The organism is Anaeromyxobacter sp. K, from assembly GCF_000020805.1.
Lineage (GTDB): Bacteria > Myxococcota > Myxococcia > Myxococcales > Anaeromyxobacteraceae > Anaeromyxobacter > Anaeromyxobacter dehalogenans.
Genome location: NC_011145.1, coordinates 1212595 through 1229966, shown reverse-complemented (window position 1 = coordinate 1229966; position 17372 = coordinate 1212595). Strand labels below are relative to the sequence as shown.

16 protein-coding genes are annotated in these 17372 nt (G+C 74.8%); 7 read left to right on the top strand and 9 right to left on the bottom strand.

Annotated elements, in window-relative coordinates:
• Window positions 1-51 precede the first annotated feature (51 nt).
• Both ANAEK_RS05430 and coaD read right to left on the bottom strand, forming a co-directional pair.
• Window positions 52-681, bottom strand: coding sequence for a hypothetical protein (locus ANAEK_RS05430; protein WP_012525150.1), 630 nt, complete (start codon window positions 679-681; stop codon window positions 52-54).
• Window positions 671-1852 carry a pantetheine-phosphate adenylyltransferase gene (gene coaD, locus ANAEK_RS22600; protein WP_012525149.1) on the bottom strand — a complete coding sequence of 394 codons (1182 nt, stop codon included), beginning with the start codon at window positions 1850-1852 and terminating at the stop codon, window positions 671-673. The genes ANAEK_RS05430 and coaD overlap by 11 nt, the downstream gene beginning before the upstream one ends.
• 115 nt (window positions 1853-1967) lie before the next feature.
• On the opposite strand from coaD, the gene ANAEK_RS05420 reads away from it, so the two are divergent.
• Both ANAEK_RS05420 and ANAEK_RS05415 read left to right on the top strand, forming a co-directional pair.
• On the top strand, window positions 1968-2615 hold the full coding sequence (locus tag ANAEK_RS05420; protein ID WP_012525148.1) for a TetR family transcriptional regulator: 648 nt from the start codon (window positions 1968-1970) through the stop codon (window positions 2613-2615).
• A gap of 76 nt (window positions 2616-2691) precedes the next feature.
• Window positions 2692-2970 (top strand): hypothetical protein, encoded by a 279-nt coding sequence (locus tag ANAEK_RS05415; RefSeq protein ID WP_012525147.1) that lies wholly within the window; start codon window positions 2692-2694, stop codon window positions 2968-2970.
• Between the two features lie 75 nt (window positions 2971-3045).
• Here the strand turns inward: ANAEK_RS05415 and rrtA are convergent, their stop codons facing one another.
• From rrtA to ANAEK_RS05400, 3 genes are all read right to left on the bottom strand, one after another.
• Window positions 3046-3660, bottom strand: coding sequence for a rhombosortase (gene rrtA, locus ANAEK_RS05410; protein ID WP_012525146.1), 615 nt, complete (start codon window positions 3658-3660; stop codon window positions 3046-3048).
• Complete coding sequence (gene rhlP / locus ANAEK_RS05405) at window positions 3660-4571, bottom strand: rhombotarget lipoprotein (RefSeq protein ID WP_012525145.1); 912 nt, start codon at window positions 4569-4571, stop codon at window positions 3660-3662. The genes rrtA and rhlP overlap by 1 nt, the downstream gene beginning before the upstream one ends.
• Before the next feature lie 185 nt (window positions 4572-4756).
• Window positions 4757-5191, bottom strand: a complete 435-nt coding sequence (locus tag ANAEK_RS05400; protein WP_012525144.1) for a hypothetical protein — start codon at window positions 5189-5191, stop codon at window positions 4757-4759.
• A 130-nt stretch (window positions 5192-5321) separates the two neighbouring features.
• Here ANAEK_RS05400 and ANAEK_RS05395 point away from each other — a divergent pair, with 130 nt between their 5' ends.
• The 3 genes from ANAEK_RS05395 (at window position 5322) to ANAEK_RS05385 (ending at window position 8182) form a co-directional block, all read left to right on the top strand.
• Window positions 5322-6224 carry a LysR family transcriptional regulator gene (locus ANAEK_RS05395; protein WP_012525143.1) on the top strand — a complete coding sequence of 301 codons (903 nt, stop codon included), beginning with the start codon at window positions 5322-5324 and terminating at the stop codon, window positions 6222-6224.
• Between the two features lie 308 nt (window positions 6225-6532).
• Window positions 6533-6988: an arsenic resistance N-acetyltransferase ArsN2 gene (arsN2, locus tag ANAEK_RS05390; protein WP_012525142.1), complete on the top strand. Its 456-nt coding sequence runs from the start codon at window positions 6533-6535 to the stop codon at window positions 6986-6988.
• A 99-nt stretch (window positions 6989-7087) separates the two neighbouring features.
• Window positions 7088-8182: an acyl-CoA desaturase gene (locus ANAEK_RS05385; protein ID WP_012525141.1), complete on the top strand. Its 1095-nt coding sequence runs from the start codon at window positions 7088-7090 to the stop codon at window positions 8180-8182.
• Window positions 8183-8255: 73 nt separating this feature from the next.
• Here the strand turns inward: ANAEK_RS05385 and ANAEK_RS05380 are convergent, their stop codons facing one another.
• The 4 genes from ANAEK_RS05380 to ANAEK_RS05365 form a co-directional block, all read right to left on the bottom strand.
• Complete coding sequence (locus ANAEK_RS05380; protein WP_012525140.1) at window positions 8256-11324, bottom strand: efflux RND transporter permease subunit; 3069 nt, start codon at window positions 11322-11324, stop codon at window positions 8256-8258.
• Between the two features lie 9 nt (window positions 11325-11333).
• Entirely contained in the window at window positions 11334-12488 is a 1155-nt protein-coding gene (locus tag ANAEK_RS05375) for an efflux RND transporter periplasmic adaptor subunit (protein ID WP_232288375.1), read from the bottom strand.
• A gap of 221 nt (window positions 12489-12709) precedes the next feature.
• Complete coding sequence (locus ANAEK_RS05370) at window positions 12710-13933, bottom strand: TolC family protein (protein ID WP_012525138.1); 1224 nt, start codon at window positions 13931-13933, stop codon at window positions 12710-12712.
• A 114-nt stretch (window positions 13934-14047) separates the two neighbouring features.
• Window positions 14048-14371, bottom strand: coding sequence for a hypothetical protein (locus ANAEK_RS05365; RefSeq protein WP_012525137.1), 324 nt, complete (start codon window positions 14369-14371; stop codon window positions 14048-14050).
• Between the two features lie 142 nt (window positions 14372-14513).
• On the opposite strand from ANAEK_RS05365, the gene ANAEK_RS05360 reads away from it, so the two are divergent.
• Both ANAEK_RS05360 and ANAEK_RS05355 read left to right on the top strand, forming a co-directional pair.
• Window positions 14514-15290 (top strand): PIG-L deacetylase family protein, encoded by a 777-nt coding sequence (locus tag ANAEK_RS05360; RefSeq protein WP_012525136.1) that lies wholly within the window; start codon window positions 14514-14516, stop codon window positions 15288-15290.
• Entirely contained in the window at window positions 15281-17353 is a 2073-nt protein-coding gene (locus ANAEK_RS05355) for a GNAT family N-acetyltransferase (RefSeq protein WP_012525135.1), read from the top strand. Before ANAEK_RS05360 ends, ANAEK_RS05355 begins: the two co-directional genes overlap by 10 nt.
• Window positions 17354-17372: the final 19 nt, after the last annotated feature.

Below are 17372 nucleotides of genomic sequence, written 5' to 3'. Positions count from 1 at the left end.
GCCTCCCGGCCCCGCGCTCGCTGGCCTGCCGGTTGCGCGAAATCGGTGTGGTTACTCCTGTCCATCGAGCTGCGCCAGCTCGCTCTGCAGGTTCTCGCGGGCCCGTCGCTCGTAGCGTGTTCGGAAGTGGTCTGACGCGAAGATCGACGGCCTCGCGAGCACGTCGCGCAGGAAGTGACGGCGACCCCGCGCGTACATGAAGTCAGGGATGCCGCGGTGCTCCCGGCGGATGCCGAGGACGTAGCGTCGGTACGCCGCGGGGTCCGCGCCGAGGATCGCCATGTCGGCATCGAGGAACGACCGCGCGGCCGTGTCATCGCTGCGCGCGTGGTGCGTCGCCGTGGCCTCGATGAGCTGCACGACGCGAGGCGCGAGGTTCTCGAGTCCGAGCTGCTCGAGCGTCGCGCGCGCCAGGGCCGCGCTGCGGCGCTCGTTGTCGCGCTTCCGCGGTCGGTAGACCGCGTCGTGGTACCAGGTCGCCCACTCGACGGCTGGGTTCCAGAGCGGCACCCCGTCCAGCTCGGCGAAGACGTGCGCCAGGTGCTCGAGGTCGTGATAGGCGCGGTGCGGCTCGCGGTACGCCGACACGAGCGCGTCGAGGTGCGGCGCAGCCGCCTCTGCCGCGACGCCGCAGGCTCGCAGGAGCGACGCCCAGCGCTGCGCGAGCTCGTCAGGCAGCATGCGGGGCGCGCTCCAGGGTCGCGTGCGTCTCGGCCAGGATCGCGCCGAGCAACGTCGAGGCACGCTCCAGTGCCGGCTCCGCGGACCCATCCCAGTGCCATAGCCGCCCGAAGCGCGTCCGCGCGATCGCCTCCTCCACCGCCCTCGCCTTGTCCTCCGCGCGCCACTGCGCGGCGAGCCGCGCGCGCACCTCGGCGGCATCCCACCCTCGGGCCGCCAGGCGCGCCCCACGGTCGTCCGGATGCACGCCGACGAGGATCACGCGGTTGTTGCACAGCGGGAGCAGCCCCTCCTCGGCGAGGAGCGCGGAGTTCAGCAGGACCAGCCCGCGCAGCCCATAGAGCGCCTTCCGGAGCCCGACCATCACGGCTGGCATCATGATGCGGTTCAGGTCGCGCACCGCGCCCGGGTCGCCGAAGGCGCACGCCGCGAGCCGCCGGCGGTCGACGCCCCCGGAGCCCTCGACCTGGCGCCCGAAGCGGTCGATGAGCGCCGCCCGCGTCTCTGCGCACAGCGGGGTGTCCTCGCCCGAGAGCACGGCGTGCGCGATGCCGTCGAGATCGACGTCGTGGACTGCGAGCCCCTCACGCCGGCCCGCCGCGACGAGCTGCTCGCACAGCAGCGACTTGCCCGCGCCGGGCTCACCCGTCACGCCGACGATGAGCTGCCCCGAGAGCACCTCCTCCAGCGCGGCCTTCACGGCGGGCGGCACGTAGTCGTGGATGAAGCCGTGCTCCGCCTGGATGGCCTTCGCCACGCTGGAGCTGACGTGCGCCAGCGACGGCCTCGCGAACAGAACGTGCGTATCGATGCCCACGCGCTGGCTCACGCCGACGAGGTGATGGACCTGCTCGTAGTCGAAGTCGGCTGCGTTGCGCACCCCCTTCACGATCACGCACGCGCCCTGCTCGAGGGCGACGTCCACGACCATCCCGCGGAAGGCGAGCACCGTCACGTTGGAGAGGTGGCCCAGCGTCTGGCGCGCGAGGGCGACGCGGGCGTCCTCCGAGAACAGGTACTTCTTGGCGGGATTGCGACCGATGCCGACGATGACGCGGTCGAACGTCCGGCTGACGCGTTCCACCACGTCGATGTGGCCGTACGTGATGGGGTCGGCCGAGAAGGCGTAGAGCGCCGTCGTGGGCGCGCGTCGCGATGGCGGCCGAGGCATCACGTGACCCCCAAGGTTGGTCGTTCGACCAACTCATCTTGAGGCTCGCACGCCGATGCGGTCAAGGTGTAAGTTGGTCACGTGACCAACCCTCAACCGGGCCTCGGGTGAACGCGTGCCCCGCCCTTCGAACACCCAGCTGCGGCGCCGGCAGATCGTCGAGGCGCTGCTCGCCGTCATGGCCGAGCGGGGCTACGATGGCGCCTCCGTCCAGGCCATCGCGCGAAGGGCCGGGCTGGCGCCTGGCCTGGTCCACTATCACTTCACGAGCAAGCAGGAGATCCTGCTGGAGGCGGTCCGCGAGCTCGCGCGCGTGGCCGAGCGGCGGTTCGAGGCCCTGGCGCGGCGCGCGAAGACGCCTCGTGACCGTTTGCGCGCATTCATCGATTCACGGCTGGCAACCGGAAAGGGCGCCAGCCCTCCGGCGGTCGCGGGCTGGGTGGTCGTCGGGGCGGAGGCGGTGAGGCAGCCGGAGGTGAGAGCCGCCCATGAGGCCGCGATCCGTGCGCAGCTCGTCCTCCTCGAGCGACTCCTCGGCGAGCACGCCGGCCATGCGCTCAAGGACGGCGAGGCCCGACAGCTCGCCGCGATCGTGCTCGCTGCCATCGAAGGCGCGTTCCAGCTCTCGGCATCGGCGCGCGGCGTGATGCCCGCGGGTTACGCAGCCAAGGCCCTGATGGATCTCGTCGACAGCCGCCTCGCAGCGCTCCACGCCGCCCCTGCCAGGTCGCATCGGCGCGCGGTCGCCTTCGAGAAGCAGTGACGCCGTTCGCTCGCTCGTATACCGTCCACGAACAGTGCTGGTCCGGCGCTCGAGATGGCGCTCGCGCCTGGAGCTCGTGCTCGCCGTCCTCGGCGTGTGGGTGGCCGGGCTCGTCTCGGCGCTGCTCTACGGCTTTGCCGACCTGCCCCGAACCTGGGGCGGGTGGGTCGCGTTCCTCTTCCTGGCACCTCCGCTGACCCTCCTGCTCGAGGTGATGGCTGAGCGCATCTCGGACTGCGGCAACCGCATATCGCCCGCGCGATTCTCTCTCCTCCGCATCGCCATCGCCGTGCTCGCGATGGTCGCGCTGCTGGGACCGCTGCTGTGGTGGAAGCTACGGATGGCCAGCGGGTAGCCGCGCCGGTTGTCATCGCCTCGCGCGGGCTCCGCTGCCGTGCCGGCTGACTCCGGCAGCAGTGGCGCGGACGGATCAGGCGCTCACCCGACCGCGCCGCCGGGCGGCGACTCGGTGCCGGAGCAAGGCAGTGCCGCCCCTGCGCTTCATCCCCGAGACGGCGACGGCGGTGATCGCGCCCGCGAGGTGGGCGAGCGGGACCGCGACGACCCCCGGCGGCGCGCCGGCGAGGAGCATCCGCCCCGTCGAGAGTTCCCACGCCAGCTTCGCGACGCATGCCACGAGCGCGATGCGGGAGAGCGTCGCCATCGTGCCCGGGTCGCGCTGCCCGGCGAGCGCGAGCGCGACGATCGCCGCGTACGCCACGCCCGAGAGCCCGGCGTAGCGCTCGAGGGAGGGCTCGAGCCAGAGCACGGCGAGGCCGACGGCGAGCGCCGACGCGAGCGTCAGGGCCGCGAACGTCGCGCGGCCGCGGCGCTCCAGCAGCGCGCCGGCGATGCCGAACGCGAGGGCGTCGGCGCCGAGGTGCGACGCCGAGAAGTGCACGACGCTGCCCGTGAGCAGGCGCCACCACTCGCCGGCCGCGACGCGCGCGCGGTCGAGGATCAGCAGCTCGCCGATCGACGGCACGAGGTACGCGCCGACGGCAAGGGCGAGCACCGAGGCGGTGATCCAGGGGAAGCGCCGCATCACGGCGCCCCCGAGCGCCTCCGCCGCAGGGAGCCGACCAGGGCGCCCCCGGCGAGCGCCGCGACGACGGCGAGCGTCGCCGCATCGACGGCGCCGCCGCCGCTGGCGGCGGCGCGCTTCTCGTACTCCGCGGTGCGCACGACCTCGACCTCGCCGGGCTGCGCCTTCAGGCGCTCCTGGAACGCGACGAGCTGCGCGTCGAGCGCGGTGATCAGCTCCGCCGTCGCGAGCTTGAAGCCCTGCTGCCGGTCCTGGCGCAGCTCCTCCGACTCGTTCACCGGCGTGGACCGGCCCTTCACGACGCTCGTCCCGGGCGCGCGGAAGAGGAGCTTCCGGCTCGGGATGTCGAGCACGACCGCGTCCATCAGCGTGCGCGTGTCGTGCTTCTCCCCCTGCACGACGTACGCGCCGACGAGCGTCCAGTAGGTGAGCGTCGCCATCCCCTGGTCCTTGAACTGCACCTGGTCGAAGGCGATGAGGACGATCTCGTCCACGCCGAACATGTTCCGGATCTGGTCCAGGTTCGTGAACCCGCCACCGGGCGTCAGATACGGCGTGGGGATGATCTCGACCGACTTGACGTACGGCCGCTCGCGGAAGTGCGCGGCGATCGTCTCCATGAGGCGGATCCGCTCGGTCTCGGGGGCGGCGGCGTCGCGATCGCCGACGTACGCCGCCGGCGTCACCTCGCTCGCCGCGGGCGGGACGAAGGCGATCCCGACCCGGAGCGGAAGCGTGAGCTTCGGGATGGACGGCTGGGCCGGCTCCTGCTGTCCGGCCGGATACAGGTAGTTGACGACGCTCGTCGCCCGCCGCGCCGTCGTCTGCGCGCAGGCACCGAGCACGGTGAGGAGGAGCAGTGCAGCGAGGGTGAACCCGCGGAACCTGCCACGGCACGTGGGGGCTGACATGGGAGCGCGTCCTCCGGTTGGACGAATCGCGAACCGAGTGACCTGCGGACTCCACGCCCATACTAGGCCGATCGTTGCGGTGGACGAAGACGCGCTCGCACAGCTACGGAATGACGCAGCCGCCGGCAGGGGCCACCATCGGAGTACGGGGCGCCCGATTCTCGCGCGCAATTCTCCGATCGGCGCTACCGTCCCCCCTCCTCGGAGCGAGCCACGCCGAGCCCCACCTTCCCCGCCTGCGACGCTCGATGCGCCGCCTTCGCGGCCTCCATCGCCTGCTGCATGGCCGCCTTGGTCGGGATGATCACCGAGTACGACTTGAACAGCAGGCCGGTGAGGTAGGCGGCGAGCTGGACCACGAAGAACGCGCTGATGGCGAGGTCCACGAGCCAGAAGCCGGTCGATACGAGCGCGGGGCGGCACAGCGCCACGAGCAGGAACGTGACCCAGTGGCTGGTGCAGTAGAAGCACGCGGTCAGGTGGCCGAGCCACTCGCTCCGCGCGGCCAGGAACCGCCGCAGAGGCTCGAAGATCTCGGTGCCGGTGATGGTGAAGGACGTCCCGCTCACGACCATGGCGAGGACGGCGCAGGTCCACAGGGCTTCGACAGGCAGCGGCATGGGGTGCTCCTCCGTTCCGGCGCGGCCCGACGGGGCCGGCGCGGTGCGCCGCAGTCATGCGACGCGGCCGCCGCGGGAGCATTGCGATTCGCGTTGCCGGATTGATACCGGTCCGGTATCAATCCGGGCGATGGATCTCCGCGAGCTGCGCGCGTTCCTGGTGGTGGCCTCGGAGCTGAGCTTCCGTCGTGCCGCGGAGCGGCTGCACATGAGCCAGCCGCCGCTGAGCCGGCTCATCGCGGGGCTCGAGCGCGACCTCCGCGTCCGGCTGCTCGAGCGCAGCACGCGGTCGGTCTCGCTCACGCCGGCCGGCGCGCTCCTCTTCCGCGAGGGCCCGGCCGTCGTCGAGCGCGCGGAGGCGCTCGAGGCCCGGGTGCGCGAGCGCGGCCGGCGCTCGGGGCAGCCGGTGCGGATCGGGCTCTCCGCGGCCGGCTTCACGACGTGGGTGCCGGAGCGGATCGCGCGCTTCGACGCGCAGGGCGAAGGTGGCGTCGAGCTCAGCTCTAACGTCCCCGACCGCCTGCTCCGGGATCTGCGTCTCGGGCGGCTCGATGCGGTGTGCGTCGAGACGGCCGACGAGGAGGAGGCGGGGCTCGAGCGCTGGGTGGTCGCGGAGGACGCCATGGGCGTGCTCCTGCCGGCGACACACCGCCTGGCGCGGCGCCGGGCGCTGCGCCTGCACGATCTCGAGGGCGAGACGTTCGTGGTCCACCCGCGCCACGAGCACGCCCACCTGTACGAGAGCCAGCAGCGGGCGCTCCGCGCGGCGGGCATCCGATACCGGATCGTCACCAAGCGGTCGGACGAGAGCTGCCCGATCCTGGTCGCGCGGGGCAAGGGGCTCCTGCTGGCAGCCCCTTCCTTCGTGCGAACGCGCGCGTCGAACACGCGGTTCGTCCCGCTGCGCGAGCCCGCGCTCAGGCACCGCGTGGCGCTGCTGTGGCGCAGGGAGCGCGCGACCCCGGCGCTCGCCGCGCTCCTGGAGTGGCTGCGGCGGGCCGCGCCGGACCGGCGGGCTCCCCGGCCCAGGTGAGCCGGGCGGGAGGCCTCGCCGCACCCGTGCATCGCCCGCACGTCCTCGGCGACAGCAGCTTCCCCTTCGACGTCACCCCGCCGTCCCCCACCAGCGCGCGGCAAGGTCCGCCGATGCAGCCCGATGTCGGAGGGCCGGCTGCGGTGACGGTTCCCCGAAGCGGCGCCGGCGGGTTGAACCGAAGCGTCGCTTCATCGTAAGACCCGGCGCATGCCCGTTGCCCTGGCGAAGGACCCGTGCGGCCCGGTGGCGAGCCCCGTCGTCGGCCGCACCGTCGCGGTGGATGGCCGCGCGGCCGGGAGGAGCCGGTGAGCGCGGGGGCGGACACGGTCCGGTACGGCCCGGCGGCGCCCGAGGACCTCGGCGCCATCCGCGCGCTGCTCGAGCGGCTGCACCTCCCGGCCGCGGACGTCGGGGCCGCGAACCAGAGCTTCCTGGTGGCGCGCCTCGGGGACGAGGTGGTCGGCTGCGTCGCGCTGGAGGAGTACGGGGACGACGCGCTGCTCCGTTCGCTGGCGGTGGCCCCGCGCCTGCAGGGGACGGGCGTCGGCAAGGCGCTCCACGCGCTGATCGGCGCCGAGGCGGAGCGGCGCGCCGTGCGGGCCGTCTACCTGCTCACCACGACGGCGGAGCAGTTCTTCGCGCGCGCCGGCTTCACCCGGATCGACCGCGCGAGCGTCCCGACGGCGCTGGGCGCCAGCGCGGAGTTCCGGTCGCTCTGCCCCGCCTCCGCGGTCTGCATGGTGAAGCTCCTCCCCCGGTAGCCGGCGGGGGCGCGGCCGGAGCGGGGGCTTCCCGTGGCGAAGCTGGGTCGCTCCGTCCGCCATGACGCGCGGGTGACATCCGGCCAGCAGGGTCTCGCGATGACCGCACCGGCTCCCCGCTCCCGCTTCCCCCGCGACGACGGCTTCCACGCGGACCTGAGGCGCGGCGCCGCCGCGTACTTCGCGCGCACCGGCACCCCGGCGCAGGGCGGGCTCGCCATGCACGTGAAGACCGTCGCCATCCTGGGGTGGTTCGCCGCGTCCTACGGGCTGCTCCTCGCGTTCGGCGCCGCGTCGGCGTGGCTCGCGGCGGGGCTCACCGTCTCCATCGCGCTCGCGACGGCGGGCATCGGCTTCTCGGTGATGCACGACGCGAACCACGGCGCCTACTCGCGGTCGCCGACGGTGAACCGCGCCGTCGGGCTCGCGCTCGACTTCATCGGCGCGAGCTCGTACGTCTGGCGCTTCAAGCACAACGTGCAGCACCACTCCTTCGCCAACGTGGCCGGCCTGGACGCGGACGTCGACGCCGAGCCGTTCCTCCGGCTCACCCGCGCGCAGCGCCGCCGGGCGCTCCACCGCTTCCAGGGCTGGTACGCCTGGCCCCTCTACGGCGCGCTCTCGCTCAAGTGGTGGCTGGTGGACGACGTCGTGGATCTCGTCCGCGGGTCCATCTCCGGCGCCCGGTTCCCGCGCCCCCGCGGCCGCGAGCTCGCCGCGGTGGTCGCGGGCAAGGCCACGTTCCTCGGCTGGGCGGTCGTGATCCCGGTGCTCGTCCACCGCAGCGCGTGGCCGGTGGCCTTCTTCGTGTTCGGGTCCCTCGTGCTCGGCGTCGTCATGTCGGCCGTGTTCCAGCTCGCGCACGCGGTGCCGGAGGCGCAGTTCCTGGGGGCGCCGGGGGCGGACGGCCGCATGCCGACCGGATGGGCGGAGCACCAGGTCCGGACCACGGTGGACTTCGCCCGCTCCAGCCGCGTGCTCGCGTGGTACCTGGGCGGCCTGAACTTCCAGATCGAGCACCACCTCTTCCCCGGCGTGTGCCACGTGCACTACCCGGCGCTGGCCGGGATCGTGGAGGAGACGTGCCGCGCGCACGGGCTGCCGTATCTCGCGCGCCCGTCCCTGTGGGCCGCGGTGACCGCGCACCACCGGCACCTGCGCAGCCTCGGCGCCCCCCGGCCCGTGGCGGCGTGACCGCCGCTCGAGCCGGATGCGGGCGGTACACCTGCTCACCACGACGGCGCCGCCGCGGTGAGACCCTCCCCCGCTAGTCCGGTCGCGTCACGGCGCGCGTCGCGAGCAGCGCGTAGATCGTGGGGAGCACCAGCAGCGTCAGCAGGGTGGACGTCACGAGCCCGCCCATGACCACCACCGCCAGCGGCCTCTGGATGTCCGCGCCGGAGCCGGTCGCGTAGAGCATCGGCAGGTGGCCGATGAAGCTCGTCAGCGCGGTCATGAGGAGCGGCCGGAACCGGAGGTTGCAGCCCTGCTCGACCGTCTCGGCGACCGAGAGGCCGCGCTCGCGGAGCTGGGCGAAGAACGCCACCAGCACGACGCCGTTCTGCACGGCGATCCCGAGCAGGACGATGAACGCGACCGCCGCAGAGACCGAGAGCGGCATCCGGAAGATCACGACGGCGATGACGCCGCCGACCAGCGCGAACGGCAGGTTGAGCAGCACGAGCGCCGCGTGGGCGACCGACCCCAGCGCGAGGTAGAGGAGCAGGAACACCAGCCCGAGCGCGACGGGCACCACGATCGCGAGCCGCCGCATGGCCCGCTCCTGGTTCTCGAACTGCCCGCCGAGGCGCAGGTAGTACCCCGGCGGCAGCTCCCGCTCGATGCCCTGGATGCGGGCGCGCACGTCCTCGACGAAGCCGCCCAGGTCGCGCCCGCGGACGTTCGCCTCCACCACCACCCGGCGCATGCCGTTCTCCCGGCTGACCTGCGCCGGCGCCTCCACGAGCCTCACCTTCGCGAGCTGGGCGAGCGGGACGCGCGCGCCGTCCGGGCCGGGGACGAGCAGCCGCCCGATCTGCTCGATGTCCTTCCGGCGGTCCTCCGGGAAGCGCACGGTGATGGCGAACCGCCGCTGTCCCTCGATGAGCGTCGACGCCACGCGGCCGCCGATCGCCGTCTCGATCGTGTCGTTCACGTCGCCGACGCGGATCCCGTACCGCGCCGCCGCCTCGCGATCGATGTCGAGGTCGTACTGCGGCATGCCCGAGACCTGCTCGACCTTGACGTCTCCGGCGCCGGGCACGCCGCCCACCGCGGCGCCGATGCGGTCGGCGAAGCCCTTCAGGACGTTCAGGTCGGGGCCGAACACCTTCACGGCGAGGTCGCTCTTCACGCCCGAGATGAGCTCGTTCACCCGCAGCGCGATCGGCTGCGAGAACGAGAGGCGCAGGCCCGGGACGTCGGACAGCTCCGCCCGGATCGCCTCGACGAGCTCCGCCTTGTCCCGGCCCGTTCCCCAGACCTTCCGCGGTCTCAGCATGACGAACACGTCCGTCTGCTCCGGGCCCATGGGGTCCTCGGAGATCTCCGCCCGGCCGGTCTTCGAGACGACCGTCTCCACCTCCGGGAACTCGCGGAGCCGCTGCTCCATGTAGCTCGCGACGGTCACCGACCCGGCCAGCGACGCGTTCGGCAGCCGGACCACGTTGATCGCGATGGACCCCTCGTCGAGGGGCGGCATGAACTCCGTCCCGACGAGCGGGACGAGCGCGGTCGAGAGGACGAGCAGGACGCCGCTCACCGCGAGCGTGCGCCTCGGCCGGGCGACGGCGCGGCGGAGCAGGCGCAGGTACCCCTCGTGAAGGCGCCGGACGAGCCGGAGCTCGCGCTCCGGCTCCTGCTTCAGGAGCGTCGCGGAGAGCACCGGGACCACGGTCAGCGCGACGGCGAGCGAGACGAGGAGCGCGATCAGCAGGGTCGTCGCGAGGGGGGCGAACATCTTCCCCTCGACGCCCTGGAGCGCGTACAGCGGCACGAGGATCACCGCGATGACGAGCACCGAGAACGCCACCGGCCGGGCCACCTCCCGGAGCGCCATCGCGACCACGTCCGGCCGGCTCCGCTGCCGGTCCTCGGCGAGGTGGCGCCTCACGTTCTCGACCACGACGATCGACGCGTCCACGACCATGCCGACCGAGAAGGCGAGGCCGCCGAGCGACATGAGGTTGGCGGTCAGCCCCGCCCAGCCCATCACGATGAAGGAGACGAGGAAGGTGAACGGGAGCGAGAACAGCACCACCACCGCGGTGCGCACCTCCGCCACGAACAGCAACAGCACCAGGACGACGAAGATCCCGCCCTCCAGCAGCGCGTCGACGACCGTCTCGATGCACGCCTCGATGAGCGAGGTCCGGTCGTAGAAGACGCCGATGCGCGCGCCGTCGGGCAGCGTGCCGCGGGCCGCCTCGATGGCGTCCTTCACCCCGGCGACCACGTCCTTGGCGTTCGCGCCCTTGAGCATGATCACCATGCCCGCGACCACCTCGCCCGCTCCGTCGCGGGTCACGGCGCCCTGCCGCGGCTCGGCGCCGATCACCACGTCGGCGACGTCGCGCAAGTACACCGGCGAGCCGTCGAACGCGCCGAGCACGATGCGCTCGACGTCGGGGACGTCGCGCACCAGCCCGACGCCGCGCAGGTAGGTCTGCTCCCAGCCGGCGACGACCACGCCGCCGCCGGCGTTCCCGTTGGACCGCTCGATCGCCTCCGAGACGTCGCGCACCGTGAGCCGGTACTTCACCAGCCGGTCGGGGTGCACCAGCACCTGGTACTGCTTCACCTCGCCGCCGAAGCTGTTCACCTCGTTGACGCCGGGGATGGGGCGAAGCTGCGGCGCCAGGATCCAGTCCTGGATCGTCCGCAGGTCCATGGGCGAGAGCCCTTCGCCCTCGAGCGTGTACTGGAAGATCTCCCCCAGGCCGGTGGAGATCGGCCCGAGCTCCGGCTCCACGCCGGGCGGGAGCCCGTCGCGCGCGCCGGCGAGCCGCTCGAACACGATCTGGCGGGTCCAGTACGTCTCCGCCCCGTCCTCGAAGACGACCACGACCTGCGACAGCTCCGCCTTCGAGAGCGAGCGGACCTGGGTGACGCGCGGGAGCCCGCGCATCGCCTGCTCGATGGGGAAGCTGACCCGCTGCTCGACGTCGACGGCGGCGAGCCCGGGCGCCTTCGTCAGGACCATCACCTGCGTGCTGGTCACGTCGGGGAAGGCGTCGATGGGCAGCCGCTTCCAGGCGATCCACCCCGCCACCGAGAGCGCCGCGGTGACGCCCAGGACGAGGGCGCGGTGCTTGAGGAGCCACTCGACGATGCGCATCCCGGGCCCCTAGTCCGCGCAGCCCGCGCCCATCTTCGAGCGCAGGACGTCCGACTTCAGGAGGAACGCGCCGTCGGCGGCGAGCGTCTCGCCGCCGTGCAGGCCGTCCTTCACCTCGACGAGGTCCATCCACCTGCGGCCCGGCTCGACCGGCCGCCGGATCCAGTAGTCGCCGTGGTGGTGCACGAACACGAAGGAGCGCCCCTCGTCCGAGAGCAGCGCCGCGACGGGCACCGCGAGCGCCTCCTCGTCGCCCGGGAGGTAGATGCGGACGCTCGCGAACATTCCCGCCCGCAGCCGCGCGTCCGGGTTCGCGGCCGTGACGCGCACCTTCACCGTGCGCGTCCGCTCGTCCATCGACGGGCCGACGAACTCCACCGTGCCCGGGAACACCGCGCCCGGGAACGCCTTCACGCCGATCTCGGCGCGGAGCCTGCCGCCGCGCTGCGCGTCGAGCACGCGGCCGAGCTGGTCCTCGTGGAGATCCGCCCAGACCCACACCGAGGAGACGTCCCCCACCGTCACGATGCTCTCGTCCGGCTTGACGAGCTCGCCGGGCACGGCGTGCATCTCGAGCACGATGCCGTCCGCCGGCGCACGGACGACGAGGCCACCGCCGGAGCGCCGCCCCGCGTCGCCGAGCCGCGCAAGGTCGCCGGTGCCGACGCCGAGCCGCGCGAGCTTCTGCTCCGCCGAGCGCGCCCGGATCTGCGCCGTCTCGAGCTCCTGGCGCGCCGCCAGGTGCTCCTTCTCGGACGAGATCTGCTCCTTCCGGAGCTGCTCCTGTCGCTCGGCGCTGGCGCGCGCCAGGCGGAGCGACGCCTGCGTGGCGAGGTAGTCGCTCTCCGCCTCGCCGAGCTGGACGCTCTCGAGCTCCACCAGCGCCTGCCCGCGCCGGACGTGCTCGCCCAGCGAGACGTGCACCGTGCGGATGGTGCCCTCGATCCGCGGCGACACGTGCGCGACCCGCCGCTCGTCGAACCGGACCTCGCCGGTGAGCGCGACCGGGGCCTCGACGCGGCGCCGCGCCGCGGACGCCTTCCGCACCAGGCCGCCGTCCACCAGCTTCGCGGGCACGCGCACGACGCCGACCTCGTACCGGCACTCGTCGCACTCGAACGTCTTCCGGCCGTGCTCGCAGGTCAGCCCGAGGAGCTCGTCCACGGGCCGGTCGAGGTCCGACGGCTCCTCGCCGTCGTGGCCATCCCCGTGGCCATCCCCGTCAGCGTGCTCGCCATGCGTCGGCGCGGTCGCCTCGGTCCCCTGTGCGTGGCCGGCGGCCGCGGATCCCTCCGCGGCCGGTGCGGCGCCGGCGTTTCCACCCCCCCGGCACGCCACGGCCAGGACCGCAGCGGCGAGGACGACGAGCTTCGAAAGGTCACGGTTCACGGCAGCTCCCGACCGGAAAGCAGGATGAGCGCGCCGCAGGCCACGTCTCGCTCGCGGGCGCTGGAGAGGTACTCGCGGCGGGCCTCGAGCAGCACCCGCCGCGCGTCGATCACGTCGAGGATCCCCGCCTCGCCGAGCTGGAACGTCCGCTCGAGCGTGCGCGCCGACTCCTCGGCGCGGGGCAGGATGCGGTTCTTCTGGCGGTCCGCGACGGCGCGGGCCCTGCCGCAGGCGGCGGCCGCGTCGGCAAGCGCCGCGGCGAGGGCACGGCCCTCCGCCTCCGCGCGGCTCGCCTCCGCGGCGGCCACCGCCTCGGCGCGGCGGACGCGACCGGACCTCCAGTCCCAGACCGGCAGCTCCACCCCCACGCGCCCGCCCACCGCCTCGCGATCGAGCTCGCTCGTGTAGAAGCCGCCCACCGACAGCGCGGGCACGCGCGACCGCCGCGCGGCGGACGCCTCCGCCCTGGCCGCCTCGGCGCGGGCCAGCGCGGCGCGGACCCGCGGGTGCGCGGACCCGTCGAGCACCGGGCTGCCCGCCTCGAGCGGCGGAGGTGGCGACGGAAGCTCGACGCGCTGGACCGGGACGGTCAGCCACGCCGCGAGCTGCGCGAGCGCCCCGTCCCGCAGCGCGAGCGCCGCGTCGATCTGGTTCCTGACGCGCTCGAGCTCGAGCTCCACCCGCGGGATCTCGACGGGGCGCCCCTCCCCCGCCTCCACGCGCCGGCGAACCAGGCGCGCCAGCGCGTCGACCTGCCGTTCGGTGGCCTCGAGCGTCTCCACCTCCGCCTGCGCGTAGGCCGCCCCGACGTGGAGCCTCCACAGCTCCGCCGTGACCTCGGCGCGGAGCGCACGGGCCTCCTCCGCCGCCTCGTCCACCGTCGCGCGGGCGGCGTCCACCTCGGGCCCGCGCCTCGCCAGCCAGTCGAGCGGGAGGGTGAGCGCGAAGCCCCACTCGTTCCGGCGCGTCGCGCCGTCCCGCGCGTCGGCGCGGCCGGCGGTCGCCTCGAGCTCGGGGTTCGGCGGGGTGCGTGCCGCCGTGAGCGCGCCCTCCGCGGATCGGACGCGCGACCGCGACGCCGCGACGCGCGGGTCGCGATCGATCGCGGCGGCGACGTCCGCCCAGCGGAGGGTGGCGGGGGCAGGTTCGGCTGCTCCAGCGAGCGCGGGCGGCCCGTACGCGAGCACGAGCGCGCACGCCCATCGAAGATGTGCAGGCAAGCGGTTCTCCTGACGTGGGACGTTCGGCCGGCCCGCGCGCTTGCGCGGCGGCCGGGTACGCGCGACGCGTGCCGGCGCAAGGCCGGCCCGCTCGCGCGAGGACGCGTCACGACGTCAGGCGATCGGCGGGCGGAAGGGACGCGCCGGCTCTCGCGTGGCCGGCGCCTGCTCGGCGGGCTCGACGGACGGCGAGCGGCCGCTCTCCACGGCCACGACCACCATCTCGCGCGCCGGGAGGACGAGCTGCGTCGCGCAGCACGCGCAGTGGTGCTGGGTCGCGCCGCAGCCGTGCTCGGCCCCCTGGTCGCCGAGGTCCCCGTGGTCCGCGGGCGTGTGGGCGACGTGCCCCGTCCGCGCGAGGTGCACGACGGCCTCGCCGGCCTCGGCGAGGCCGGGGACGAACCCGTGCACCAGGATCGCGACGAGGAGCCACCTCACGGCGCGGCATCCTACCCGCGCGAGCATCCGCCTGCAAACCACCGCGCGTCGGCGGGCTCCGGCACGGGGTGGCCGGCAGCCGCCCGCCTCCGCGCCCGGACGGTGGCGGCGCCCGGGCGGCGTGACGAGAGTTGCTGCACGCATGCACCCGCTGCTCCTCGTGATCGCCGCCCATCCGGACGACGAGACGATCGGTGCGGCCAGCCTGCTCCTGCGCCATCGGGCGGCCGTCGTCCACGTCACCGACGGTGCGCCGCGGGATCCCGCGCTTCGGGCGGGCGGCGCCGCGAACGGCCGCGAGGCGTACGCCCGGCTCCGCCGCGACGAGGCGCTCGCCGCGCTCGCCGAGGCGAGGCTCCGCGCCGCGGACGTCATCGGGCTGGGCGTGGTGGACCAGGAGGCGAGCGAGGCGATCGCCGCCGTGGCGAGGGACCTGGCGGCGCTGGTCCGGTCGCTCCGGCCCCGCCTCGTGGTGACGCACGCGTTCGAGGGCGGCCACCCGGATCACGACGCGACCGCGCTGGCGGTGCGCTCGGCGCGGGCGCTGCTCGCGCGGACGCCCGGCGGCGCCCCTGCGCTCGCCGAGATGACGAGCTATCACCGGGGCCCGGACGGCGCCGTCGTCACCGGCGCGTTCCTGCCCTCGCGCGCCGCCGAGCGCGTCCGCTGGCTCGAGCCGGCCGCGAGGGAGACGAAGCGCCGGATGCTCGCGGCGTACGCGAGCCAGCGCGAGACGCTGGCGCCGTTCCGGGCGGACGTCGAGCGGTTCCGGTCCGCGCCGCCGCTCGATCCCGCCCGGCGCCCGCACCCGGGCGCGCTCCACTACGAGGCGATGGGCTGGGCGACGTTCGACGCGCTCGCCGCGCGCGCGCGCCGGGCGGCCGCCTCGCTCGGCCTCGAGGAGGCGGCGTGGCGCTGACGATCCTCGGGGTCTCGTACGCGCTCGCCCCGCCGGTCGGCCCCGACGCGGTCGGCGGCGCCGAGCAGGTCCTCGCGCTGGTCTCCGGCGCGCTCGCGCGCCGCGGCCACCGCTCGATCGTGATCGCGCCGCGCGGGTCGGAGATCGACGGGCACCTCGTCGCGACGGATGCGCCGCCGGGCCCGTTCGACGCCGGCGCGCGCGCGCGCGCCGAGCAGGTGCACCGCGACGCGGTCCAGCGCGCGCTCGCCTCGGAGCGGGTCGACCTCGTCCACCTGCACGGCCTCGGCTTCGGGGCGATGCTCCCGGTGGGCCCGCCGCCCGTGGTCGCGCTCCACCTCCACCCCGCCTGCTACCCCGAGGCGGCGCTCCGGGCCGGCGCGCCGCTCGTGTGCGTCTCGGAGTCACAGGCGCGCGCCCTCCCCGCCGGCGTCCGCGCGCACGAGGTGATCCCGAACGGCGTCCCGCTCGACGCCTACCGGCCGGGCGGCGAGCGCGGCGGGTTCGCGCTGGTGCTGGCGCGGATCTGCCCGGAGAAGGGCGTCGCGCCGGCGCTCGCGGCCGCGCGCGCGGCCGGGCTGCCGCTGCTCGTGGGCGGGACCGCGTTCCCGTACCCCGAGCACCTCCGCTACCTGGAGGAGGAGGTGAAGCCGCTCCTCGACCGCGACCGGCGCCTCCTCGGCCCCCTCGGCCGCGCCGAGAAGGCCCTCCTGCTCCGCGCGGCGCGGTGCGTGGTCGTCCCGAGCCTGGCGCCGGAGACCTCGTCGCTCGTGGCCATGGAGGCGCTCGCCTCGGGCACGCCGGTGGTGGCGCGGCGGATCGGCGCGCTGCCGGAGATCGTCGAGGACGGGCGCACCGGGTTCCTGGTGGACCGGGACGACGAGCTCGGACCGGCCATGCGGGACGCCGCGCGCCTGTCGGCCGCCGACTGCCGGGCCGCGGCCGAGCGCCGGTTCTCGGCGGCGGTGAGCGGCGCGAGGTGGGTGGCGCTCGTCGAGCGGCTCGCGCGACCGCGGCGGCCCCGCGCGACGCGGCTCGAGACGGTGGCCGGCGCCGGGGCGCTGGAGGCGTTGCGCGGCGAGTGGTCCGCGCTGTGCGATCGCGCCGCCGCCACGCCGTTCCAGCGGCCCGAGTGGCTGCTGCCCTGGTGCCGCGCGTTCGGGGTCGCGAGCCCGCGGGCGGTCGTGGCCCGCCGCGCCGGGCGGCTCGTCGCGCTCGCTCCGCTCGTGCAGTACGAGGACGCCGGCCGGCGGATGGTCACGCTGCTCGGGTCCGGTCTCTCCGACTACCAGGACGCCGTGGTGGACCCCGGCGACGGTCCGGACGGCGCGGCGCTCGTCGGCGCGCTGCTGGGCGCCGCGGCCGGCGCCGACGCGCTGCTCCTCGAGCACCTCCCTGACCGGTCCCCGCTGCGGGCTGCGCTGGGACAGGGGCGCGGCGCCGGCGCGGCGGCGCCCGACGGCGTCTGTCCGGTGCTGGCGCTCCCGGCGGAGCCGGACGCGCTCGACCGGAGCCTCGCGCCGCGTCTCGCGGAGAACGTACGGTATGGCCGGCGCCGCCTCGCGCGCGCCGGGGCGAGCTTCACCACGGCGGGCCCCGGGGATCTCGATCGCCACCTCGAGGCGCTGTTCTCGCTGCACGCGGCGCGCTGGGGCGCGCGCGGGGAGCGCGGCGTGCTCGCGGGCGACGCGGTCCGACGCTTCCACCTGGAGGCCGCGCGCGGCCTGCTCGCGCGCGGGCTGCTCCGGCTGCACGTGCTCTGGGTCGGCGGCCGCCCCGCGGCGGCGTTCCACGGCTTCGTCGAGGGCGACCGCGCCTACTACTACATCGGCGGCTTCGACCCCGCCTTCCGTGCCGCCAGCCCTGGCGCCGTGATCATCGCGCACGCGGCCGCGTCGGCCGTCGCCGAGGGCGCCCGGGAGCTGGACTTCCTCCGCGGCCCCGAGCCCTACAAGCACGCGTGGGGCGCCCGCGACCGGCCGGCCTGGCGGGCCGTGCTGCCGGTGCCGCGCCGCTGGACCGCGAGCGCCGGACCGGCGGCGGCCAGCGTGCCCAGCCTCTGAGAGCGCCGCCCATTCGCGT